The organism is Exiguobacterium sp. s46, assembly GCF_018618875.1.
Taxonomy (GTDB): domain Bacteria; phylum Bacillota; class Bacilli; order Exiguobacteriales; family Exiguobacteriaceae; genus Exiguobacterium_A; species Exiguobacterium_A abrahamii.
In genome coordinates this window covers 1,938,575-1,962,464 of record NZ_JACSMY010000001.1, presented here as the reverse complement: position 1 = coordinate 1,962,464, position 23,890 = coordinate 1,938,575, and the positions used below count along the sequence as shown (strand labels likewise).

22 protein-coding genes are annotated in these 23,890 nt (G+C 47.3%); 16 read left to right on the top strand and 6 right to left on the bottom strand.

From position 1 onward, the window contains the following. Positions 1-59: 59 nt before the first annotated feature. Positions 60-905 (bottom strand): DegV family protein, encoded by an 846-nt coding sequence (locus KNQ08_RS10195; protein ID WP_214805475.1) that lies wholly within the window; start codon positions 903-905, stop codon positions 60-62. A gap of 187 nt (positions 906-1,092) precedes the next feature. Here KNQ08_RS10195 and KNQ08_RS10190 point away from each other — a divergent pair, with 187 nt between their 5' ends. From KNQ08_RS10190 to KNQ08_RS10165, 6 genes are all read left to right on the top strand, one after another. Next, positions 1,093-1,638 (top strand): helix-turn-helix domain-containing protein, encoded by a 546-nt coding sequence (locus KNQ08_RS10190; RefSeq protein WP_214805473.1) that lies wholly within the window; start codon positions 1,093-1,095, stop codon positions 1,636-1,638. 13 nt (positions 1,639-1,651) lie between these two features. Further along, positions 1,652-2,746 carry an ABC transporter ATP-binding protein gene (locus tag KNQ08_RS10185; RefSeq protein WP_023469351.1) on the top strand — a complete coding sequence of 365 codons (1,095 nt, stop codon included), beginning with the start codon at positions 1,652-1,654 and terminating at the stop codon, positions 2,744-2,746. Beyond that, positions 2,743-3,552: an ABC transporter permease gene (locus KNQ08_RS10180; protein WP_029342588.1), complete on the top strand. Its 810-nt coding sequence runs from the start codon at positions 2,743-2,745 to the stop codon at positions 3,550-3,552. Before KNQ08_RS10185 ends, KNQ08_RS10180 begins: the two co-directional genes overlap by 4 nt. After that, positions 3,552-4,352, top strand: a complete 801-nt coding sequence (locus KNQ08_RS10175; RefSeq protein WP_029342587.1) for an ABC transporter permease — start codon at positions 3,552-3,554, stop codon at positions 4,350-4,352. Before KNQ08_RS10180 ends, KNQ08_RS10175 begins: the two co-directional genes overlap by 1 nt. A 3-nt stretch (positions 4,353-4,355) precedes the next feature. Further along, a complete protein-coding gene (locus tag KNQ08_RS10170; RefSeq protein ID WP_214805471.1) occupies positions 4,356-5,429 on the top strand; it encodes an ABC transporter substrate-binding protein in 1,074 nt (357 codons plus the stop codon). Between the two features lie 162 nt (positions 5,430-5,591). Beyond that, the gene (locus tag KNQ08_RS10165) at positions 5,592-6,101 is read left to right on the top strand and encodes a hypothetical protein (RefSeq protein ID WP_058703798.1); all 510 of its coding nucleotides are present in this window, start codon (positions 5,592-5,594) and stop codon (positions 6,099-6,101) included. Positions 6,102-6,132: 31 nt separating this feature from the next. Here KNQ08_RS10165 and KNQ08_RS10160 read toward each other — a convergent pair whose 3' ends face one another. Continuing rightward, positions 6,133-6,741, bottom strand: coding sequence for a YktB family protein (locus KNQ08_RS10160; protein ID WP_064299359.1), 609 nt, complete (start codon positions 6,739-6,741; stop codon positions 6,133-6,135). A 133-nt stretch (positions 6,742-6,874) separates the two neighbouring features. Between KNQ08_RS10160 and KNQ08_RS17030 the strand changes: the two genes are divergently transcribed. Beyond that, on the top strand, positions 6,875-8,572 hold the full coding sequence (locus KNQ08_RS17030; RefSeq protein ID WP_058703796.1) for a GGDEF domain-containing protein: 1,698 nt from the start codon (positions 6,875-6,877) through the stop codon (positions 8,570-8,572). A 96-nt stretch (positions 8,573-8,668) separates the two neighbouring features. Here KNQ08_RS17030 and KNQ08_RS10150 read toward each other — a convergent pair whose 3' ends face one another. The 4 genes from KNQ08_RS10150 to KNQ08_RS10135 form a co-directional block, all read right to left on the bottom strand. Further along, the gene (locus KNQ08_RS10150) at positions 8,669-9,319 is read right to left on the bottom strand and encodes a homing endonuclease associated repeat-containing protein (protein WP_047393045.1); all 651 of its coding nucleotides are present in this window, start codon (positions 9,317-9,319) and stop codon (positions 8,669-8,671) included. A 269-nt stretch (positions 9,320-9,588) separates the two neighbouring features. Further along, the gene (locus KNQ08_RS10145; protein ID WP_149427821.1) at positions 9,589-11,238 is read right to left on the bottom strand and encodes a peptide ABC transporter substrate-binding protein; all 1,650 of its coding nucleotides are present in this window, start codon (positions 11,236-11,238) and stop codon (positions 9,589-9,591) included. Between the two features lie 330 nt (positions 11,239-11,568). Then, complete coding sequence (gene bcp / locus KNQ08_RS10140; RefSeq protein WP_214805469.1) at positions 11,569-12,018, bottom strand: thioredoxin-dependent thiol peroxidase; 450 nt, start codon at positions 12,016-12,018, stop codon at positions 11,569-11,571. 13 nt (positions 12,019-12,031) lie between these two features. Continuing rightward, positions 12,032-12,871 carry a hypothetical protein gene (locus KNQ08_RS10135; protein ID WP_087681395.1) on the bottom strand — a complete coding sequence of 280 codons (840 nt, stop codon included), beginning with the start codon at positions 12,869-12,871 and terminating at the stop codon, positions 12,032-12,034. Between the two features lie 122 nt (positions 12,872-12,993). Here KNQ08_RS10135 and KNQ08_RS10130 point away from each other — a divergent pair, with 122 nt between their 5' ends. The 9 genes from KNQ08_RS10130 to rlmD all read left to right on the top strand — a co-directional run bounded on the left by KNQ08_RS10130 (position 12,994) and on the right by rlmD (position 23,792). Continuing rightward, positions 12,994-13,281: a HesB/YadR/YfhF family protein gene (locus KNQ08_RS10130; RefSeq protein ID WP_023469340.1), complete on the top strand. Its 288-nt coding sequence runs from the start codon at positions 12,994-12,996 to the stop codon at positions 13,279-13,281. A gap of 130 nt (positions 13,282-13,411) precedes the next feature. Beyond that, positions 13,412-14,956 (top strand): L-glutamate gamma-semialdehyde dehydrogenase, encoded by a 1,545-nt coding sequence (gene pruA / locus KNQ08_RS10125; RefSeq protein WP_029342578.1) that lies wholly within the window; start codon positions 13,412-13,414, stop codon positions 14,954-14,956. A gap of 79 nt (positions 14,957-15,035) precedes the next feature. Next, positions 15,036-16,547 (top strand): sodium/proline symporter PutP, encoded by a 1,512-nt coding sequence (gene putP, locus KNQ08_RS10120; RefSeq protein ID WP_149427818.1) that lies wholly within the window; start codon positions 15,036-15,038, stop codon positions 16,545-16,547. A gap of 137 nt (positions 16,548-16,684) precedes the next feature. Further along, complete coding sequence (locus tag KNQ08_RS10115; RefSeq protein ID WP_214805467.1) at positions 16,685-17,902, top strand: Nramp family divalent metal transporter; 1,218 nt, start codon at positions 16,685-16,687, stop codon at positions 17,900-17,902. 199 nt (positions 17,903-18,101) lie between these two features. After that, a complete protein-coding gene (gene gatC, locus KNQ08_RS10110) occupies positions 18,102-18,392 on the top strand; it encodes an Asp-tRNA(Asn)/Glu-tRNA(Gln) amidotransferase subunit GatC (RefSeq protein ID WP_023469336.1) in 291 nt (96 codons plus the stop codon). A gap of 15 nt (positions 18,393-18,407) precedes the next feature. Next, entirely contained in the window at positions 18,408-19,850 is a 1,443-nt protein-coding gene (gatA, locus tag KNQ08_RS10105) for an Asp-tRNA(Asn)/Glu-tRNA(Gln) amidotransferase subunit GatA (protein WP_149427816.1), read from the top strand. Positions 19,851-19,864: 14 nt separating this feature from the next. Beyond that, positions 19,865-21,298, top strand: coding sequence for an Asp-tRNA(Asn)/Glu-tRNA(Gln) amidotransferase subunit GatB (gene gatB / locus KNQ08_RS10100; protein WP_035396151.1), 1,434 nt, complete (start codon positions 19,865-19,867; stop codon positions 21,296-21,298). 147 nt (positions 21,299-21,445) lie between these two features. After that, positions 21,446-22,408, top strand: a complete 963-nt coding sequence (locus KNQ08_RS10095; protein WP_023469333.1) for a diacylglycerol kinase — start codon at positions 21,446-21,448, stop codon at positions 22,406-22,408. A 25-nt stretch (positions 22,409-22,433) separates the two neighbouring features. Continuing rightward, positions 22,434-23,792 carry a 23S rRNA (uracil(1939)-C(5))-methyltransferase RlmD gene (gene rlmD / locus KNQ08_RS10090; protein ID WP_214805465.1) on the top strand — a complete coding sequence of 453 codons (1,359 nt, stop codon included), beginning with the start codon at positions 22,434-22,436 and terminating at the stop codon, positions 23,790-23,792. Positions 23,793-23,890 lie beyond the last annotated feature (98 nt).

Genomic DNA, 23,890 nt, shown 5'->3' with positions numbered 1-23,890 from the left:
ACAAAAAACCTCCTTTATTCTCTAAAGAAGGTTTACCCAAAAATCATTTTCATTAGTCATCACGGTCGGCGCGTCGGGTTCAAAAAGGACATACCGATTGCTGGATTCCCTGTATGCGAACCGAGAACCGGTGTTAAGTCATCGATGCGGACACGCACATCGTATTGCGATTCCAGTCGTTGTTTCCACTCGAGTGCAAGGTCATACGCTGTCGCGTGGAATAGTGAAATATCCGTGACCTGCCCCCGTTCAATGATTGCGACAAGATGATCAAAAATCTTTGAATGCGCTTTTTTAAACGTCCGGACGGTTTGGTAAGGCACGATTTTTCCTTCTTCGAAGTGGAACAACGGGCGAAGTTGCAACAAGTTACCGACGAATGCCTTTGTCGAAGAAATCCGTCCACCTGCTTGTAATTGATCGAGGTTCGCGACCGTGAATTCAATGTGATGGTAGAAACGACGCTCGAGAATGATCTGTTCGACGGATTCGATCGAGTGCCCGGCTTCGACGAGTTCAATCGCTTCTGCTAGAAGTTGACCAGCCGGATAAATCCCACAACGGGAATCAATCGCAATCAGACGAAAGCCAGCAATCTCTGCCCCTTGAACGGAAGCGTTGTACGTTCCGCTCAGTTCACTCGATAAGTGAACAGCGAAGCCGACGTCGTAATCCTCTTTCAACCGTTCATAATGCTCGGTGAAGCTCCCGATCGAAGGTTGGCTCGTCGTTACCTTGTGTTTTGAGTCAATCCAGCTATAAACGGTCTCCGCATCAACGTCGACACCATCGACGAAACTTTCGCCATCCTTCATGACAAGTAAAGGGACGACCGAAAGATCATCGCGCTGAGCGATCGTATCCGGTAAAATCGTTGTACTATCAGTGATCCAAGCGATCCGCATAACAAGTTCCTCCTTAAATTAGTACCTGATATTAATTGTAGGTGTAAGCGTTCTCGCTGTCAAATGAACATTAAAAAATATTGAACGTTTTAGTTGATTAAATAATGAAATACGCTATAATCGGTACGTGATTAGTAAACTTTTAGTCATCTTATACTAAACTAAGCCGCTGAGAGGAGGACGTCGATTGTACTCAATCGGACAAAAAATCAAGAACCTCCGTCTTCAAAAGGGATTGACGCAAGAGGAACTAGGGGAAAGAACAGACCTGAGTAAAGGGTACATCTCGCAACTCGAACGGGAACTCAGTTCACCGTCGATCGAGACGCTGTTTCATCTCCTCGAAGTTCTTGGCATCTCACCGAAGGATTTCTTTGATGAGGATACACTCAATCAAAAAGTCATCTACGGGGAAGAGGATGTCACGACGTATGCCGATGAGGAACAAGGATATCATGTCACGTGGCTCATTCCGGAATCGAACGAGAAAGAGATGGAGCCGGTCCTATTGACACTCGCGCCAGGGGGAGCATTCAAGACGTATGAGCCATCAGGTGCCGAGACGTTCGTCTATGTGCTCACAGGAAACGTCACACTGACGCTCGGACGTCAGTCTTTTGTAGCGAAACAAGGAGAGACACTTTACTATAAGGCTTCAGAAATCCATCAACTACGCAATGAGTCAACACAAGAGACGAAGGTCCTCGTGACCGCGACCGACTCATACTTATAAAGGAGGAACTAGATTGGCAGATACTACGATCATTCAATTCAAGGACGTTACGAAACGATACGACGATCAGACCGTCCTCGACCAAGTCAGCTTTGAAATCGAACGCGGGAAGTTCTATACGTTACTCGGACCATCGGGTTGTGGGAAAACGACGATCTTACGACTGATTGCTGGCTTTTCGGAAGCAACAGAAGGAGACATCATCTTCAACGGAAAACGAATCAACGATGTACCGGCGAACAAACGTCAAGTCAATACTGTTTTCCAAGACTATGCACTCTTCCCGCACTTGAACGTTTTCGAAAACATCGCCTTCGGTCTTCGCATCAAGAAGGTGAAAGAAGCAGAAATCGCAAAACGTGTAACGGACGCATTGAAGTTCGTCAACTTGTCCGGTTATGAGAAACGAGAAATCACCGAGATGTCAGGTGGACAACGGCAACGTGTCGCGATTGCCCGGGCAATCGTCAATGAGCCGGAAGTCATCTTGCTCGATGAGCCATTATCAGCGCTCGACTTGAAATTACGGACAGAGATGCAGTATGAGCTCCGCGACTTGCAACGTCGTCTTGGCATCACGTTCATCTTCGTCACGCACGACCAAGAAGAAGCACTGGCGATGTCAGATGAAATCTTCGTCCTCAATCACGGTGTCATTCAACAATCGGGCACACCGACGGATATCTATGATGAACCGATCAACCGCTTCGTCGCTGACTTCATCGGTGAGTCGAACATCATTCCAGGGCGCATGGTGGAAGACTACCGGGTCTGGTTCGCAGAAAAGGAATTCGAATGTGTCGACCGTGGTCTTGAATTGAACGAACCGGTCGAGATCGTCATCCGTCCGGAGGATCTTGAAATCACGAACGTGACACAGGGGAAACTACAAGTCACCGTCGATTCGCAACTCTTCCGTGGCGTGCACTACGAGATCGCTTGTATGGATGAAGTCGGTAACGAATGGCTCGTCCACAGTACGAAAAAGGCGACGGTTGGTGAGCAGATCGGACTGACATTTGATCCGGAAGCGATTCACGTCATGCGACTGAACGAGACGGAAGAAGAATTCGATAAGCGTCTGGAATCCTACGACGGGGTGTTATGATGCAAAAATCACGTAACTGGTATCTCATCCCGTATCTATTCTGGATTGCCTTGTTCGTCATCGCACCGATCGTACTCGTCGTCTACTATTCATTCCTTGATTTGGACGGTAACTTCTCATTTGAGAACTACCAGAACTTCTTTACGTCGACGTATTTGACGATGACACTCAGCTCGTTCTGGTATGCGTTTTTGATTACGGTGTTTTCGCTCTTGATCGGTTATCCGACCGCTTATTTGTTGACGAAAACGAAGCATAAACAGCTGTGGCTACTTTTGATCATCTTACCGACATGGATCAACTTATTGTTGAAAGCTTATGCCTTCATCGGGTTGTTCAGTACGTATGGTCTTGCGAACCAAACGCTTGAAGCGATTGGGATTGGACGACAACAGATTCTCTTTACCGATTTCAGTTTTGTCTTCGTCTCGGTGTACATCTTCATTCCGTTCATGATCCTGCCGATCTTCAACGCGATTGAAAAACTGAGCCCGTCACTCGTCTTCGCTGCACGTGATCTTGGGGCGTCGAACTTCACGACGTTCCGGCGTGTCGTCTTCCCGTTGACGCTCGATGGTGTGAAGTCAGGCTGTCAGCTCGTCTTCATTCCGGCATTATCGCTGTTCATGATTACGCGTCTGATTGCCGGAAACCGCGTCATCACGCTCGGTACAGCGATTGAACAGCAGTTCCTCGTGACACAAAACTGGGGCATGGGAGCGACGATTGCCGTCTTCCTCATCATCGCGATGGCGATCATCCTTGCCTTGACGAGTACGAAACGGAAGAAAGGAGCGACGACTTGATGAAACGTCTGAAACTAGCAAATCTTTATCTGATCGGAGTCTTCATCATTTTGTATGCTCCGATATTCTACTTGGCATTCTATTCGTTTAACAGCGCTGACAATATGACGAACTTCGATTCGTTCACGTGGGATTGGTACAAGGAAGTCTTCCAAGATTCACGCTTGTTGATCATCGTCTTAAACACACTCGTCATCGCATTGTTGTCAGCTGCGATCTCGACGATCCTTGGCGTATTCGGAGCGATCGGGATTCAAGCCGTCCGCAAGAAACGGGTCGAGACGTCGTTGTTGACGCTAAATAGCATCTTGATCGTCAGTCCGGATGTCATCATCGGGGCATCGTTCTTGATCTTCTTTACGCTACTCGGCATCCAGCTCGGCTTTACGTCGGTCTTACTGTCCCACATCGCATTTTCGGTACCGATCGTCGTCATTCTCGTCTTACCGAAGTTGCAGGAGATGAGTCCGACGCTCGTTGATGCAGCGCGTGACTTAGGCGCAAGCCGTTGGGATGTTTTGACGAAAGTCATCTTACCGTACATTACACCAGGTATCTTTGCTGGATTCTTCACGGCATTGACGTACTCATTGGATGATTTTGCGGTGACGTTCTTCGTGACAGGAAATGGCTTCACAACGTTGTCCGTTGAGATCTACTCACTCGCCCGTCAAGGGATTTCGATGAAGATCAACGCCCTGTCGACTGTCATCTTCTTGTTTACGTTCCTGCTCGTCATCGGCTACTACTTCTTGAACCAACGAGCTGCTACGAAGCTTTCGCGACCGGAGGTGAAATGACCGTTGAAAAAATTGATTCAATTGTTCGCCGCGATTTTCTTGATTTCAGGTGTCATCCTATTCACCTTGAATCAGTTGAATGAGACACAAGGGTATTCAGGGAAAAATGTCCTGAACATCTACAACTGGGGCGATTACATCGACCCAGCACTGATCAAACAGTTTGAAAAAGAGAGCGGCATCAAGGTCGTCTATCAAACGTTCGATTCAAACGAAGCGATGCTGACGAAAATCGAACAGGGAGGAACGACATACGATATCGCTGTTCCGTCCGACTATGCGATTGCGAAGATGATCGATGAGAAGCTCGTCGTTCCGATTGATCATCAAAAAATTCCGAATCTCAAAAACATCGATTCACGCTTTTTAGATTTATCATTCGATCCGAACAACAAGTACTCGATTCCATATTTCTGGGGAACGGTCGGTATCGTCTACAATAAAGACTTGATTGATGGGAAGAAACCGACGAGCTGGAAGGATCTTTGGGATCCGAAGCTAAAGAATCAGATTCTACTCGCTGACGGTGCCCGTGAAGTCATGGGGATGAGCTTGAATAGTCTCGGTTATTCGCTGAACGAAACGGATGAGTCGAAACTACAGGAAGCAAAAGCGAACTTGATGCGCCTGACACCAAACGTCAAGGCAATCGTCGGGGACGAGATCAAGTTATTGCTCGCGAACGAAGAAGCAGGGCTCGGTGTCGTCTGGTCGGGTGATGCAAACGAGATCATGAGTGAAAACGAAAATCTCGACTACGTCATTCCAAAAGAAGGATCAAACGTCTGGTTCGATAATATCGTCATTCCAAAGACGGCTAAAAACGTCGAGGGGGCACACGAGTTCATCAACTTCATGTTGCGTCCTGATATTTCAGCGAAAAATGCGGACTACGTCGGCTATTCGACACCAAACAAAGAAGGTTTGAAACTGCTCGACGAGTCGGTTCGGACCGATGAGCGATTCTATCCTGATAAACAAGTTACCGATACGCTTGAAGTCTATGAGAACCTCGGAAAGAAAATGCTCGCGCATTACAATGAGTTGTTCCTAGAGTTTAAGATGCATAAGAAATGAGGTAGAACCTAGTGTCATGCGACACTAGGTTCTTTTTTTATTTCTCATCAAAAAAATAAATATAAGTTCCCAGAAAAAAACTATAAAAACTGAATAATTTTTTGAAATAGGGGAATCAGTTTATTATCAACGCCTTTCATAGGCGCAGAGGAGGACATCATCATGAAACAAGTCTTAGGAATCATCTTAACTGCCGCACTCACTGTCAGCATCGTGTCAGGCACTTCATATAACCAACCGGTCGAAGCAACAAAACAGACAGACGTCAAATGGCTGCAAGAAATTCAAACACAAGCGAAACAAGCACGTTCACTCGATGGAAAAGTCGTTCTTGAAAAAACAACACTCGCCCAAGTACATAAATCCTATAAGGGGGAAAAGAACTCGAATTGGTGTCAAAGCGGAAATGGTCTTGCCTCAGCGGATCGCGCTCTTCATTACTGCTCCACGTATGGGGTGAAGGACACAAAAGCAAAAGTTAGTGCAATCGTCTATGATCCGAAGCAGGTCAAGCGAACTGTGACGGTCAAGGAAGTCAAAAAAGCGTATCCGACAGCGAAACTCGATAAAACATTCAACGTCATGACCGTTTCCTCAAAACAGGTCAACATTTATCTAAATTTGAATTCCGACCGTACACAAGTCATGTCAATTCTAGTAAAATATAACTAATGAAAAAGGATGACCGATTCGGCCATCCTTTTTATTTAATCGTTTTATAGAGTGGTACGAGATGCGAATAGGTATTTCGAATCATATCGAGTAATTCTTCGCGTGACAGGTGATGCACTTGTTCTGCCGGAATATGACGACCAACAAGGAATTCTGCCTTTTTGACGTCGTGGAAACGTTGTAATCCTTTTTCGATATCCGTCTCATGAACGGAGACGGCGTCTTTTTTCATATGATCGTATGAGACGACGAAATCATCCGGAAGGGATGTCAGCAGTTCTGTATGCTGTAACAGTTTCGATGCGTATTGTTGTTTATTCGGTAACTCGTAGATATAGGCAAGCCAAATGAACAGATGATCATCAAACAGACCGACTTGGAAATGCGGATGTTTTTTGTATCCACGTTTATCGGGTGAGAATGCCATCCATGTATCCTTCGGAGGGTTGACCTTCCGACGTGCATGTTGCGCGATGTGAACATGGACATCTTCTGCTGTTGCGACCGTTAAGTCAGGTGCGACTTCCTGACCGATGTCTCGAAAGACCGGCTGGATGCGTTCGCGAATCGCTTCCATCCGTGGTTCTAGTCCATCGATCTGAAATGTATCAAATGCGTGTTGCGTGAATGTATTTGTCATAAAAAAATCACCTCGCGTCAATTGTATCAAAGGAGACCATCGAAGTTCGACTTTTTGCTCGAAAAGTAGAATAATGGACATATCGATTTCCAGTAATATACAACTACATAACTTAAAGGAAGGGGAATGTTTTGTGCGTCGTTTTCAACAATATCTCCTTCGAAGCTGGGTCGTTTTTTTCGTAATCGTCATAGGCATCGATCTTTTTGCGAAGTCGAGAGATTATAGTCTCAGCGTCGATTTGTTTACGTTCTTATTGATTGCCGCCTTATCGACGATTTTCGTCGTCGATCCTGTCCGTCGTCGTCATATGAGTTTTACTTTCCATTTTGGATTCGTCCTCTTTACATTCTTGACGTATGGATTATTATCAGCGATTTGTGTTGGGCAATTGACGATGCTCATCTATCAGTTGCGAACGATTCATACACCAATCGGACGTCGGCGGATGTTACATAACTATCCCTTCAACGTCGCACTCGAATTGTTTTTAATCGTTCCAGCAGGTCTTGCCTATAATGCACTCGGCGGGACACATGGCGAAGCATTCGTGCTGACAGAAAACATCGTACCGTTACTGGCGATGGTCGCGATCCTCTGGATTGTCCTCTTATTGCAATATCAGTTATCCCGATTTCTTCTTGGAGAAAACATTCCAAATGATGTCATGTTCCAGCTGCTACGTTTCGAAGCGGTCGTCATCACAGCAGAATTGTTATACGGAATCTTCAGTACACTTGTCGTTCAAGGGAACGGAAATAGCGGACTCGTCATGGCGGCGTTTGCCTTATTCATCATCAAGCGCGCACTGGGAAGTTCGGTTGAAGCGACAGACCGGATCGAACATTGGGAGCAGATCGAGCGATTGAAAGAGGCGGCTTGGAAAGACGGTGATGCCCAGTTCATCATCGAGCGGTATTTACGACAGCTTAATCAATTCGTCAAACCGGATATCGCTTGGATTAAGTTTGATTTCAAAGAAGGAAAGCAAAGCGTGTACTATTCGTTGAAGGACGGCCGAAAGTTGAAGGCTGATCACGTCGAAGGGCGAATCATTGAAGATATCATCGAAAAAGAAGAAGTCCTTCTTTACGGGATGCAACAGGAGTGGGATATTCGCCTTTACGATAGCTTGCCGGAAGAGACACAGTCGGTCCTCTTCATTCAACCGGAAGCGACGGAGACGATCAACTGCTCGTTGCTCCTTGCCTCGAACGCAAGTGGTGAATTCACGCAGGATTTTGGATATGAGCTATATCGTGCCCTACGTGTCCTGTCATGGGCAGTGGAACGGGCACACGAGCGAGAACGCTTGTTGACTGACAGCCGGACAGATGCGATGACGAAATTACCGAACTATCGTGCCTTGCAAGAGTGGGGCGATCGTCGTATTAAACAACGCGACCTTTATCCGTTCTCGGCCTTAATGATCGATTTAGATCACTTCAAACAAATCAATGATACGTATGGTCATGAAGTCGGAGACGTCGTCCTATTTGAAGTTGCGAAGTTATTGATGCAGGCAACACGTATCACAGATCTTGTCGCGCGTTACGGGGGAGAGGAGTTTGTCATCTTACTACCGAATACGGATCTTGATTCTGCCCAAATCGTCGCAGAGCGAATCCGCGAGACGTTGCATGCAAATCCAATCTTAGTCGAAGGGCATACGCTCCGAATCACGGCCAGTATCGGCATCGATACATTAAAAGAACTTGGTGATCTCGCGAGTTTGATTCGAAATGCCGACCGTGCGATGTACGTCGGAGCGAAGTTCCAAGGACGCGACCGTGTCGCATCGTATCAAGAGTGGAAAGAGAAGGTCATTTAAATCAAGTAGAAGAAGGTAGCAGAGACGCTATCTTCTTTTTTGATGTAAAAAATCCTCCCAGTTCGGATGAACGAGAAGGATCAAAAAAGAATAAGTTCATTGAGCTTGTTGTTTGCTGAGGCGAATCTCGTTTTCAATCGCATGAATCGCGGCTGACCAAGAGCCGTAACGATGAAGTAAGGCTTTCGTCGATGGTTTGTTGTTTCGTTTTGCCCATTCCCGGTATGCTTCAAAAGAGAGGGCAAAGCCGACTTCCTCGATTGCTTGACGCAGAGAAGCAGCAAGTTCAGCTTTTGAATAGGTGACGCTCGCTTCGAGTCCTGCAGCGGTACAAGCATCGTGCCACGAACCGAACATCTTAACGATGTGATAGTGACTCGGTGCATGATGGACGGATTTACGCCACATCTGGTACTTCTTGAGTGTGATCGTAGAGCCGACGTCTTGTGCGTACCGTTCGAACGACTTTAAGATTTCGTCTTTCGTGTATTTCGGTGCCCGCTCAAGCTCCTCCGGCTGTTGATCGACATTCCACTCGTATCCAGCAGCAGACAAGGCTTCTGGCCACGAACCAAATTGACGGATGATGTTTTCTGGCTGAGGCCAGTCATTAACTAAAGCATAACGGCGATAGACAGTACGGCGTGGACGGTCCTGGATGAGTTCACCGACCGCACGGATGGCTTCAATCATCTCAAGCTGCTCTTCTGTATAACTCTGTTGACTCGTAAGTACACGTTGCTTCATGAGTGAGTCCTCCTTCCTAGTTCGATGTAGTATTGAGGCAAAAGTCCTCTGTATTAGATATATCGGTACATTTCCATTAATTATGAATAATTCCCGCAAAATATTGTAAATAAAGTGAATCGGATTCTTTGCTTAGTATAAATGGAAGTCATGGAAATGAAAACAGAATGACACGAAATTTTAATTCTATTCAGAAAAATAGGACAAACGGCTCATATGGAAAAAAAGACCAGACACGCTCGTCAGCGAATCTGGTCTTGGGGTATGACTTATTTTCCTTCGATGTAAGCCCATTTGTACGAAGTATCGGCACCGACTTTGTGGTTGACGATTCCTTTGACGTACGGTTTACGAAGAAGCGAAACACCTTTTTGGTACATAACTGAGATCGCTTGATCCTCTTCAAGGAGTGTTTTCTCAGCATCTTTGAGGGCCTGCCAACGTTTCTCAGCATCTACTTCTTTTTGAGCTGACTTGATGAGTGAATCATACTTATCGCTCGTGTACTTACCACGGTTGTATGGTCCACCAGTTACCCACATATCGAGGAATGTCATCGGATCCTGGTAGTCAGGTCCCCATCCTGCGAACGATAGCTCGAACTCACCTTTAGACTCGAGATCCAACTTGTTCTTGAATGGTTGTTGTTTGATTGTAACTTCAAGACCTGGAAGGTTTTTCTCCCACTCGCCTTTGAGGTACTCCGAGATTTTTTTCGAGTTGTCATCATCGTATGAAAGAAGTTCGAGTTTGAGAGACTTCTTGCCGACGGCTTTCAGTCCTTTTTCGAATGATGCTTTTGCAGATGATGCGTCGTATGAACCGAAACCTTCGTTGCCATCACGGAAATCTTTACCGTCTGGACCTTTCGCGAAGTCTTTTGGTACGTAGTAGTAAGCAGGGATTGAACCGTTGTTCAAGAGAACATCAGCCATCTGCTTCTTGTCGTATCCTGAATCGATCGCTTTACGGATATCCTTGTTCTTCAAGAGGTCATTCTTGAAGTTCATTTGGATATAGTACATTGCTGCATCAAGACGTGTATCAAAGTCTTCTTTGTCTTTGTATTGATCAACAAACTCACTTGTTAAACCAGCTAGATCGATGTCACCTTTTTCGTACAAGTTGACGCCTGTCGAGACTTCCTTAACGATTTTCGTGTTGATTTCTTCAAGTTTGACATTATCTTTATCCCAGTACTGATCGTTTTTCTTATAGCTCCAGCCAACATCCGTCTTCCAATCCGAGAGGACGAATGGTCCGTTGTAAAGGAATGTGTCCGGCTTCGAAGCAAAGTTTTTACCTTGTTTCTCAACGAATTCTTGTTTCAGTGGCATGAATGAACCGAAACCAGTCAACGATTTGAAGTATTCAGCCGGTTGAGTCAACTTGACTTCAAGCGTTTTGTCATCGACCGCTTTGACTGCGACATCGTCTGCTTTTCCTTTACTTGTGTTGTATGCTTCAGCGCCATCAATGATATACATGATATACGCATACTGTGAACCGCTCTTCGGATCAAGGACGCGTTTCCATGCGTATTCGAAGTCTTTTGCTGTGACATCGCTGCCATCCGACCATTTCGAATCACGAAGTTTGAACGTGTATGTAAGTCCATCTTCAGAAACATCAACACTTTCTGCGACACCCGGTGTTGCTTCTTGATTCTCGTCTAGACGGAACAGACCTTCTTGAACGTTGTTCAAGACTGTGAAGGATACAGAGTCTGTTGCGACGGTTGGGCTAAGTGCTGGAATATCCGAACCGCTGATGATATTCAAGACTTGTTTGTCTGAAGATTTTTCTCCAGATGTCGAACCGCCTTCTTTTGAACCTTCATCTGTCGTCGAGCATGCTGCAAGACTTGAGCCAGCGATTGTCAGTGCTCCAACGAGTGCAAGTGCCTTTTTCTTTTCCATAAAGTAAATCCCTCCCAAAAGAAATAGATATATCTGGTGAAACGATAAGAACCGATAAGATAGCGATCCGGTGTCCGACTAAAAATAAGAGGGGTCATCGCCTTTTATTCTTAAGCTGTGGAAAGCACCGGATCAACTTGTTATCAATAATAAATACAATATTCAGAAAAATCAATAGAATATTTTCAGATTATTTCAAAATTATTAAATTTATGTGTAATACCAACGTTTTTTTACGAAAAATTATTTTTATGTAAGGATAAAATTAGGAGTTTTTAAAATTATTGAATACAAAAAGAACCAGTTGTATGAAACAACTGGTTCATAATCTCATTTCTGCTTTTGGACGTGCTGAAGTGCTTCTGCGACGTGATCTTTTACTTTCACACTGCGCCATTCTTTGACGATTTCACCAGATTCATCAATTAAAAACGTTGAACGAACAATTCCAAAATATTCCTTTCCGTAGTTCTTTTTCAGTTGCCAGACACCATATTGCTCACACACTTCGTGATCGACATCTGATAACAATTGGAACGGTAATTCATATTTTGCGATAAAGTTTTGATGCCGTTTCTGACTATCGGCAGAAACACCGAGAATGACGGTGTTGTTCTCTTCGAACGCTTGCGTCGCATCGCGGAAATCACATGCCTCGGTCGTACAGCCAGGCGTTGAATCCTTCGGATAGAAATAGAGTACGACTTTTTTTCCACGATAATCCTCGAGGGAAATCGGTTCTCCTTGTGCATTCGGAAGGGTGAATGTAGGTGCTTGCATGAAAAATTCCTCCTTATCCTAATTCCATGTTTAATTGATCCGCATATTTCTCAAGCTTCTTTTGAAGACTCTCTTTTAATGGATCGAGTGCGATCAAGTACTTCTCATAATCCGTTCCGGCTTTCGCCGTCTTCATGAGGAGTGGCTGTTCTTCTTCATACCAGTCTGCGTAGTCTTGATAGTAATCAACGAGCGTCTCAGGGTTTCCTTCGTTCTTGAGCGCCTCACCATAAATCATCAGAATGTTACTGTTCATCTCGAGCGCCATATAATCGGTTTGCGCATTGACGCGAGAAAAGACGGCATCTTGCTCTTTTTCATCGGTTTTTCCGATCTCATCAGCCGCCTTCGCATTGACACCATACTCATCAGCGTTAAATCCAGTGAACATGTCACCAAGTGTCGAGAAGACGGACGGATCGAATGTCGTAGGCGTCAGGACGATTTTCCACTCGTCGTCTTTCTTCAATAACAGCTTCGATCCTCGGTTCGGGAGAATCGATCCTTTCGCATCCTTGAATTCGTGGATGATATAGGCGACGTCGCCCTTTTGGAACGACTTGACGACCTTACCGGGAACGACATTCAAGTTTTTCGCACCAACGGCAAGCGGTTCAAGTTGTTTTTCGTCACCCGTATATTCAATCGATGCAAGGTCTTTTGCATCTGCTCGTCCGGATTGACCGAGTGTTTTTTCGTATGTTTGATAGACGTCAAGAACGGCTTGTTCAGCCTTCTGTTGTTTCGTTTCCGTCGTCTTCGGGGATTTGGTATCTGTAGAAGACGGGGAATCGTTTCCGCAACCGACGAGTACGAGACTGGTCGCAAGCAGCACTACGAGCGATCGTTTCATTCGAATTCCTCCTAAGATGAATGTTTCATGGTGCTTCCATAGCTAATCTTGTCTCTACCATACAGGAAATTCGCTTTTTTGAGTAGGATATCGGTACACTAAACGAAAGGGGAGTGATAGATATGAAAATTCATATTACAGATGAGGCATTGCAATACTTTAAAGATGAGATGGAAGCAAAATCAGGCGATACGATTCGCTTCTTCGCAAAATATGGTGGCTCAACGGATTTAACACAAGGTTTCTCGGTTGGTGTTCATATGGAAGAAGTCGAACGGGCAGCAGTCGAAGAAGTCGTCGATGGCATTCACTTCGTCGTCTCGGATCAAGATGATTGGTTATTCCAAGGGCAAGACGTCAAAGTTTCAATTGAACACGAAGAGATCGTCTTTTCACAAGCGAAGGAATAATTGAGAACGGAGGAGCGACCAAATCGGTCGCTCCTCTATTTTTTTGACTAGAATAATTGTAAGCGGACTCATGCTTCTGTACAATGGAGAATGTAAGCGATTTAAAGTAGAGATTAAAGGGGGAATAGAGATGATTCCGTACAAACACGAACCATTCACGGACTTCTCACAAGAAGCAAACAAGAAAGCGTTCGAAGAGGCACTTGCACTCGTCACGCAAGAACTCGGCAAAGATTATCCGCTCGTCATCGGTGGAAAACATGTGACGACGGAAGATAAAATCGTCTCCGTCAATCCGGCTAACAAAGAAGAGATCGTCGGACGTGTCTCGAAAGCGACACAGGAACATGCAGAAGAAGCGATGCAAGCAGCGGTCACAGCCTTCGAAACATGGAAATTCGTCAATCCGTCTGTACGTGCGGACGTCCTATTCAAAGCAGCGAACATCATCCGTAAGCGGAAGCATGAGTTCTCTGCCTACCTCGTCAAAGAAGCAGGGAAGCCTTGGAACGAAGCAGATGCCGATACAGCAGAAGCGATCGACTTCCTCGAGTACTACGCACGTCAGATGCTCGTCTTAAAAGACGGCAAAAAAGTCGAGAGTCGTCCAGGCGAATACAACCGTTACGATTACATTCCACTCGGTGTTGGTGTCATCATCTCACCATGGAACTTCCCACTCGCGATCATGGCTGGAACAGCTGTTGCAGCAATCGTGGCAGGGAACCCGATCCTCTTGAAACCCGCATCAACGACACCGGTCGTCGCAGCGAAATTCGTCGAAGTGATGGAGCAGGCTGGTCTTCCGGCAGGCGTCTTGAACTTCGTACCAGGTTCAGGGGCAGAAGTCGGTGACTACCTCGTCGATCACCCGAAAACACGTTTCATCAGCTTCACGGGATCACGTGATGTCGGTCTTCGCATCAACGAGCGGGCATCGAAACTAAACGAAGGTCAAATCTGGCTCAAACGCGTCATCGCGGAAATGGGCGGAAAAGATACGATGGTCATCGATGAGTCGGCCGACCTCGATTACGCAGCGGACATGATCACGAAAGCGGCATTCGGATTCTCGGGTCAAAAATGTTCAGCTTGTTCACGTGTCGTCGCACTCGACTCTGTCTATGACGAGTTGCTCGAAAAAGTCGTCGCGAACACGAACAAACTCAGCATCGGTAACCCGACGGATGTCTCAAACAACGTCGGACCAGTCATCGACGCAGCAGCATTCAAGAAAATCACGTCGTACTTCGACGTCGCAAAAGAAGAAGGACGTATCGTCGCAGGTGGTACGGCAGATGATTCAACAGGATTCTTCGTCTCACCGACAGTCGTCGCGGACGTTCAACCAACGGATCGTTTGATGCAAGAAGAGATCTTCGGACCAGTCGTCGCGTTCACGAAAGCGAAAGATTTCAAAGAAGCAATCGACATCGCGAACAACACGGAATACGGATTGACAGGTGCTGTCATCACGCAAGACCGGACGAACCAAGAGTACGCGCGTGCGAACTTCCACGTCGGTAACCTCTACTTCAACCGTGGGTGCACAGGCGCAATCGTTGGCTACCAACCATTCGGTGGATTCAACATGTCTGGAACGGATTCGAAAGCAGGCGGACCGGATTACTTGACTTTACATCTTCAAGCAAAAACAACTTCAGAAATGTTCTGAAATGGTGTTTAATAGATGAAACGGGTGTGCGACCTGCATGCCCGTTTTTCTTATATCACGAAAAAAAGGGGGAGCAAGGATGAACGGAATGTGGTTTGCGATTTTGCTGTATCTCGGACTGATGGTCGCACTAGGCGTCATTGCGTATTATCGGACGAAGAACATGAATGACTACATGCTTGGGGGACGTACGATTGGTCCCGTCGTCACGGCGCTCTCTGCTGGAGCAAGTGACATGAGTGGCTGGTTGTTGATGGGATTACCGGGTGCGATGTATGCAACTGGTCTGTCCAGTGGATGGATCGTCGTTGGTTTATTGCTTGGTGCTTACGCCAACTGGTTACTCGTCGCGCCGCGTCTGCGTGCTTATACGGCACATGCAGGGGATGCGATCACGATTCCCGATTACTTTGAAAAACGATTCCACGATAAAAGTGGTGTCTTGCGTACCGTTTCAGCTGGAGTTATCTTAATATTCTTTATAATGTACGCATCAAGTGGTTTTGTTGCTGGTGGTCGTTTGTTCGAAGCGGTTTTCGGACTGGATTATACGACAGGTCTTTGGATTTTAGCGGGCGTCGTCATCGCATACGTCTTCCTCGGTGGTTTCCTTGCTGTCAGTTGGACGGACGTCGTCCAAGGGATGATCATGGTCATCGCGTTGCTGATCGTACCAGGCGTTGCCCTCGCTTTAAGCGGTGGGATCAACGAGACGCTCGAAACGATCCGGTCGACGGACGGTTCAAAGCTCGAGTTATTCAAAGGTACGACGGTCATTGGGATCGTCTCGCTACTCGCATGGGGACTCGGCTACTTTGGTCAGCCGCATATCATCGTTCGTTTCATGGCGATTCGGAACTTACACGAGATGAAGTCAGCACGTCGCGTTGGGATGATCTGGATGACGTTCTCAATCGTTGGAGCGATGGTGACAGGTTTGATCGGATATGCCTACTTCACGCAACAAAATAGTCCTTTAGGAGAACCAGAGAATGTCTTCATTCAATTATCACGCGATCTCTTCCCTGGTTTCATTACGGGACTGTTGCTTGCAGCCTTACTTGCTGCCATCATGTCGACGATCTCGACACAGCTACTCGTCTCTTCGAGTGCGGCAACGAATGATTTCTATCAACGTTTCTTCAAGCGTAATGCTTCGGATCGTGAATTGATGGTCATGGGGCGCGTGATGGTCCTTGTCGTCGCTGCTCTAGCGATTCTCTTATCGTTCGGTGCACAGAAGTCGATCTTGACTCTCGTTGGTTATGCGTGGGCTGGTTTCGGTGCCGCGTTCGGACCAGTCGTTCTGTTCAGCTTGCTTTGGCGCCGGATGAACAAGACAGGAGCACTTGCTTCGATGATTACGGGATCTGTCGTCGTCATCGCCTGGATTCTCATCAAACAAAATGTCGAAGGGTTGCCATTCTACATTTCTGAGATGTACGAGATGATTCCAGCCTTCTTCGCTTCGACTGTTGCGCTCGTCGTCGGTAGTCTCGTGACGAAGGAACCGAGTCAAGCGATCTATGATGAATTCGATCAAGTGCAAGCACAGCTAAAAGGTGCAGAACCAGAGCGGAAGATCGTCTAACTAACAAAAGGGATGTTTCCTGATTACAGGAAACATCCCTTTTTAATTCACTTCATACGTTGTTATTTACCATAAACATATTTGTTGCACTTGGGCAATATAAGCGTATAATAAAAACCAAAAGTGAGGTGAACGAGATGGCGACACAGCCACTTACACAAGATTTACCAAGAAAACGGACATATCTTGGACCAGCGTTCGTCGCTGCCGTCGCGTATCTCGATCCGGGAAACTTCGCGACGAACATGACGGCAGGTGCCCAGTATGGCTACTTACTGCTCTGGGTCATCGTCGCCTCGAACTTGATGGCCGTCGTCATTCAGTTCCTATCAGCTAAGCTCGGAATCGTCAGCAATCTCAGTTTAGCGGAAGTGATCCGGGAAGAGTTATCGCCGGTCACGCGCTTCTTCTACTGGATACAAGCGGAACTTGTCGCGATGGCGACCGATCTCGCAGAGTTCGTCGGAGCCGCACTCGGATTTCATTTATTGTTTGCAATCGATTTACGGATGGCGGCATTATTGACGGCGGTCTTGTCGTTCGTCATCCTTGGCTTTGAGCAAAAAGGACTCCGGCATTTTGAAGCTGTCATCGCCGTTCTTGTTTTAATCATCGCCGCTGCTTTTGCGATTGAAGTATTTGAAGTTCATCCGGTCTTTCGTGATCTATCGGCAGGATTGTTACCGGGATTTGAAGGTACGTCGAGCATCGTCCTTGCTGCCGGGATGCTCGGAGCGACCGTCATGCCGCATGCGATCTATCTCCATTCCGATTTAACGAAACGACGGATGGGGCACGTTGCAAATAAATTGTCGATGTTACGGATTCAGCGTTTCGATATTTGGGGAGCGATGTTGATTGCCGGAGCGGTCAATGGAGCGATGCTCGTCATCGCAGCAAGTGTTTTTTATGGCACGTCATACCAAGCGGGTTCGCTTGAAGCAATTTACGAGGGGCTTCATGTCACGCTCGGTGGTAGCGCACCGTATCTGTTTGCGATTGCTTTACTCGTCTCGGGTCTCGCTTCTTCAAGCGTCGGGACGATGTCAGGTGACGCGATCATGCGCGGCTTTCTTCATCTTCAACTGCCATTGTTCGTTCGACGGACCGTGACGATGTTGCCGGCGATTGTGTTGCTGTTCTCCGGTTTTGATCCGACACGGGCACTTGTCCTTAGTCAGGTCGCCTTATCGTTCGGGATTCCGTTCGCCTTGATTCCCTTGATTCGGGCGACTGCGAGTGAGCGGTACATGGGAGAACATCGGAACAGTCGGTTCATGAACGCGTTGGCATGGGTGATCGTCTCGATCGTCATCGTCTTCAATGTCTATCTGCTCATCGATGTCTTAGTATGAATATTCAGTATTTTTGTTTCGTCTGATTTAAAGCGGGTATTTCATAACTAGAAGCTTTCCGCCCGGAAGCTTTGCTACCCCTATAGGACGATGGTGCGGACCTCCCCCCGATGCACCATCGTCTTTTTTGTCTGGACGAAAAGTGCTATGATTAGAAATAGTGTAAAATATATCGCAAAAGTTCCGGAGGTGGAATGACATGGCAAAGATTAATGAGGAGCAAGTCCGCCACGTGGCGCATTTGGCACGCCTTGCCGTGACAGATGAAGAAGTAGCACAATTCACAGGACAACTCGAGAAGATTCTTGGGTTCGCTGAACAATTAAATGAACTCGATACGACAGGCGTCGAACCGACGACTCATGTCCTCGACTTAAAGAACGTCCTACGTAAGGACGAAGTACGTCCATCACTTCCTCGTACGGAAGTAGAACGACTCGCACCCGATTGGGAAGACGGACAAGTCCGCGTCCCAGCGGTGTTCGAATAAGGAGGAAATGACCCGATGTCACTTTTTGAACATGGTGTCAAAACACTACACACACTCATTCAGGATGGCGAAGTCAAAGTTTCTGAACTCGTCCAAGAATCCTTTGATCAAATCGACCGCGTCGATGGAAAAATCGGTGCGTTTCTTTCATTGAACGAAGAAGCATTCGAGCAAGCAAAACGAATGGATGATGTCGCGAAACACGAAGCGAATCCATTGTTTGGTCTTCCAATCGGCGTCAAGGATAACATCGTCACGAAAGGGATGACGACGACATGTGGTTCGAAATTCCTCGAGAACTTCGTACCGGCTCATGATGCGACGGTCGTCGAGCGTCTGCATGAAGCAGGAGCGATCACGATCGGGAAATTGAACATGGATGAGTTCGCGATGGGTTCTTCAAACGAGAACTCAGCCTACAAACCGGTCCGCAACCCATGGAATACGAAACACGTTCCAGGTGGTTCTTCGGGTGGTTCAGCAGCAGCTGTCGCAGCAGGCGAAGTCTTGTTCAGCCTTGGTTCGGATACAGGTGGTTCGATTCGTCAACCGGCTGCCTATTGTGGTGTCGTCGGGTTGAAACCGACATACGGTCTCGTCTCACGCTTCGGTCTCGTTGCGTTCGCGTCGTCTCTTGACCAAATCGGTCCGTTGACACGAACAGTCGAAGACAATGCGTATCTCTTGAGCGCGATCGCAGGACACTGTGAGATGGATTCGACGTCTGCGAACGTCGCAACAACGGATTACACACAAGCGTTGACAGGTGATATCAAAGGGTTGAAGATCGCTGTTCCGAAAGAATATTTCGGTGAGGGTGTCAGTGAAGGCGTCAAAGCCAACATCCGTGAAGCGATCCAAAAACTAGAAGCACTCGGTGCGACGGTCGATGAGGTGTCACTTCCGAACTCGAAATATGCGCTTGCGACGTACTACTTACTCGCTTCATCGGAAGCATCATCGAACCTCGCGCGCTTTGACGGCATTCGTTACGGAGTCCGTGCGGAAGCGGATGCACTTGAAGATGTCTTCAAGTATTCCCGTTCACAAGGATTCGGAGACGAAGTCAAGCGCCGGATCATGCTCGGAACGTACGCGCTCAGCTCAGGTTACTACGATGCCTACTATAAAAAAGCACAACAAGCTCGGACGTTGATCAAAAAAGACTTCGACGATGTCCTTGCGAATTATGACGTCATCATCGGACCAACAGCACCGACACCAGCATTCGAGCTCGGTGCACAACTGGATGATCCCGTCACGATGTATGCGAATGACATCTTGACGATTCCAATCAACTTAGCGGGTGTCCCAGCAATTTCGGTTCCAGCTGGATTCGTCGACGGTCTTCCGGTCGGCTTACAAATCATTGGAAAACATTTCGATGAGGCGACGATCTATCGCGCTGCGCATGCGTTTGAGCTTGCGACAGGTGGATTCGCGCTTCCGAAGTTATAAGGAGCGAATGTATCATGAACTTTGAAACAATCATCGGGATCGAGGTCCACGCCGAACTGAGCACGAACACGAAGATGTTCTGTGGTTGTGCTCGGGAATACGGCGCGGAGACGAACACGAAAACGTGTCCGATTTGTCTTGGACATCCGGGCGTCTTGCCGAAAATCAACGAAAAAGCCGTTGAACTCGCTGTTCGTGCAGCAATGGCACTTAACTGCCAAGTTGCCGATCAAACGAAATTCGACCGGAAGAACTATTTCTACCCAGATACGCCAAAAGCGTATCAAATTTCACAGTTCGATCAACCGATTGGCTTCGATGGCTACATTGATGCGGAAGTCGATGGCGAAACGAAACGCTTCCGAATCGAACGTGTCCATCTGGAAGAAGATGCTGGTAAGATGAACCACACGGGTGCTAATCACTCAGTCGTCGACTTCAACCGGACAGGTGCGCCGCTCATCGAGATTGTCAGTGAAGCGGACATGCGTTCACCGAAAGATGCAGTCGCCTACCTCGAACGTCTCAAGGAAGTCTTGCAATATGCAGGCGTCTCGGACGTCAAGATGGAAGAAGGATCACTTCGTTGTGACTGTAACATCTCCGTTCGCCCATACGGACAAGAGAAGTTCGGTACAAAAACAGAACTTAAAAACTTGAACTCATTCGGAAACGTCTTAAAAGGTCTTGAGTTCGAAGAAGATCGTCACCGTAAGTTGTTGCTTGCAGGTGGTGTGATGCGTCAAGAAACACTTCGCTTCGATGAGACGAAAAAACAAACCGTCCTCATGCGTGTCAAAGAAGGGGCGTCGGATTACCGTTACTTCCCAGAGCCTGACCTCGTCAAGCTCGTACTTGATCACGATTGGAAAGAAGCGATTCGTGCCGGTATCCCGGAACTTCCAGATGCACGTCGCGTTCGTTACCAAGAAGAACTCGGTCTTTCGGCGTATGATGCGAAGCAATTGACGGTTACACGTGAGATGGCAGAGTACTTCGAAGCGACACTGGCAGCAGGCGCAGAGCCAAAAGCAGCAGCCAACTGGACGATCGGTGAGATCCAAGGTCACTTGAATAAATCGACGGAAACGTTCGAAACAGTCAAGATGACACCAGCTCGTCTGGCAGAGATGATCGATTTGATCGCAAGCGGTACGATTTCTTCGAAAATCGCCAAACAAGTCTTCACAGCCGTCATCGAAGAAGGTGTCGAGCCACGTGCATACGTCGAAGCAAACGGTCTTGCACAAATTTCAGACGAAGGATTGCTACGTGGTCTCATCGTCGAGATGTTCGAAGCGAATCCAGCCGTCGTCGAGGAATTACTCGGTGGACGTGACCGGAAGAAAGGCTTCGTCATCGGTCAAATCATGAAGAAAACAAAAGGAATGGCGAACCCTGCCCTCCTTGATCAACTCTTCTATGAAGAGCTTGAAAAATTAAAATAAGTACCTGATCAAACAGCGTTCGTTCCTCCTTTACTTCTGCGAGGAAACGGACGCTGTCTTTTTTGGCTTTGTAATGTCTCGAGAGTTCATGTAAAATAAAACAGTTATGTATCAAATGAACGGTTGAGTCAAAAAGGAGAAAATCTTATGAGACCTAGAGCGCGCGTGATTTATAACCCGACTTCCGGGAAAGAGATGGTTAAACGAAATTTACCGTATATCCTCGACCGACTCGAAGCAGCGGGTTATGAGACATCTGTCTACTCGACGAAAGCGGTCGGCGATGCGACGTATGAAGCAGCACGAGCATGCGAAGCAGACTTTGATCTCGTCGTCGCAGCAGGCGGCGATGGTACGTTGAACGAAGTGATCAGCGGAATGGCTGCCTACAACAAACGTCCGAAGCTTGGTGTACTACCTGTTGGAACGACGAATGACTTTGGTCGGGCGATGCGTATTCCATTGACGATCGAAGGAGCGATGGATGTCATTTGCACAGGACATACGATGCCGGTCGATATCGGTAAGATCGAAGGATCGGCAGGCGTCCATTACTTCATCAATATCGCTGGTGGTGGCATCATGACAGAACTGTCGTACGAAGTGCCTTCGAAGCTGAAGACGGCACTCGGACAGCTCGCGTACTACGTCAAAGGGATGGAGAAACTTCCGCAAATCCGACCGACATATGTCGAACTGGAGCATGAAAAGGGTATATTCAAAGGAGAAGTCATGCTGTTCTTGACATCCAATACGAACTCTGTCGGCGGATTCGAGAAATTGTCACCGAACGCGTCACTCAATGACGGTCGGTTCGATCTCTTCATTCTCAAGAAATGTAACCTCGTCGAACTGATTCGTGTCATGCGTCTTGCCTTAAAAGGGGATCATTTCTCGGACCCTTGCATCGAGCATGTCACGACCTCATTCGTCCGCATGAAGAATACATCAGAGATGAGCTTGAACATCGATGGTGAGTTTGGCGGCATTTGCGAAGGCGAGATGACGAATCTTCGCTCTCATTTCGAAGTCATGACACCAAAGTTCCGGATCGAAGAGATGGAACAAATCAATACACAACTACAAGAAGCAGAAACGAACCTCGCGTGAAGCGAGGTTTTTAAGGAGGATATTCATGATTCCAGTACAAAAGAACGATGAACACGTCGTCGAGATCGTCGACCTGACGCATGAAGGATCAGGGGTCGCGCGCATCGATGGATATACGGTCTTCATCCCGGGCGCATTGCCGACGGAGCAGGTCAAGATCAAAATCACGAAAACGACGAAGTCTTACGGATTCGGTCGTATCATCCGTCAAAAGACGAAGAGTGTCGATCGTGTCGAGCCGCCTTGTCCGGTTTACAACCAGTGTGGCGGTTGCCAATTGCAACACTTGTCATACGATGCAGAACTCAAGTTCAAGCACAACCGTGTCCGTGACGCTTTCGCGCGCCTAGCAGGTCTTGAAATTCCGGTCCACGAGACGATCGGGATGGAAGATCCATGGGGTTACCGTAACAAAGCACAAGTTCCGGTCGCATTCCAATCAAACAAATTGATGGCTGGCTTCTACCAAAAACGGAGTCACCGGATCATCGATATGGACTACTGCTTAATTCAAAACAAAGAAAACGACGAAGCCGTCCAAGCGGTTCGTAAAGTCCTCGCTGACTTAAAAGTACCAGCGTACGACGAGAAGAAAAAAGCAGGTGTCATCCGTCATATCATGGCACGTCATGGGTATCACACGAACGAGTTGATGGTCGTGCTCGTCACGAAGGTCAAACAATTACGCGGCATCGATAAAATCGTTGAAGGAATCTTAAAGGCGTTACCAAACGTTACATCGATCCAGCACAACATCAACCCGGATGATACGAACGTCATTCTCGGGAAAAAGAACGTCGTCTTGTACGGACCGTCCGTCATCCGCGATCAAATCGCTGGATTGACGTATGAGATCTCACCGCATTCGTTCTTCCAAGTCAACCCGTTGCAAACAGAGAAACTCTACGCGAAAGCGCTCGAGTACGCTCAGTTGACAGGCGATGAGACAGTCGTCGATGCTTACTGTGGTATCGGTTCGATTTCCTTGTCACTCGCTAAACAAGCGAAGCACGTCTACGGTATCGAAATCGTACCGCAAGCAATCGATGATGCACGCCGGAACGCACAAGCGAACGGGATCGAGAACGTGACATTCGAGTACGGTGCAGCTGAGAAGGTCATGCCGGATCTCGTTAAAGCCGGTATTCAACCGGACGTCATCGTCGTCGACCCACCACGTAAAGGCTGTGACGAAGAATTCTTGCGTGCTGCTACGGATGTTGCACCGAAGCGGATCGTCTACGTCTCATGTAACGCGTCGACTCAAGCGCGTGACGCGAAGTTGTTGACAGAGCTCGGTTATACACTCGTCGAAGTGACGCCGGTCGATATGTTCCCACATACGACACACGTCGAGAGCGTTGCCTTGTTCGTCCGTAACTAAAACGTTCATATGACTGACTTAAAAAAGAATGACGCGTCTTTTCACGCCCTTTCCTCAGGCGAGACACAAGCCAGTTTTCCTGCTTCATTTGAGCAGGA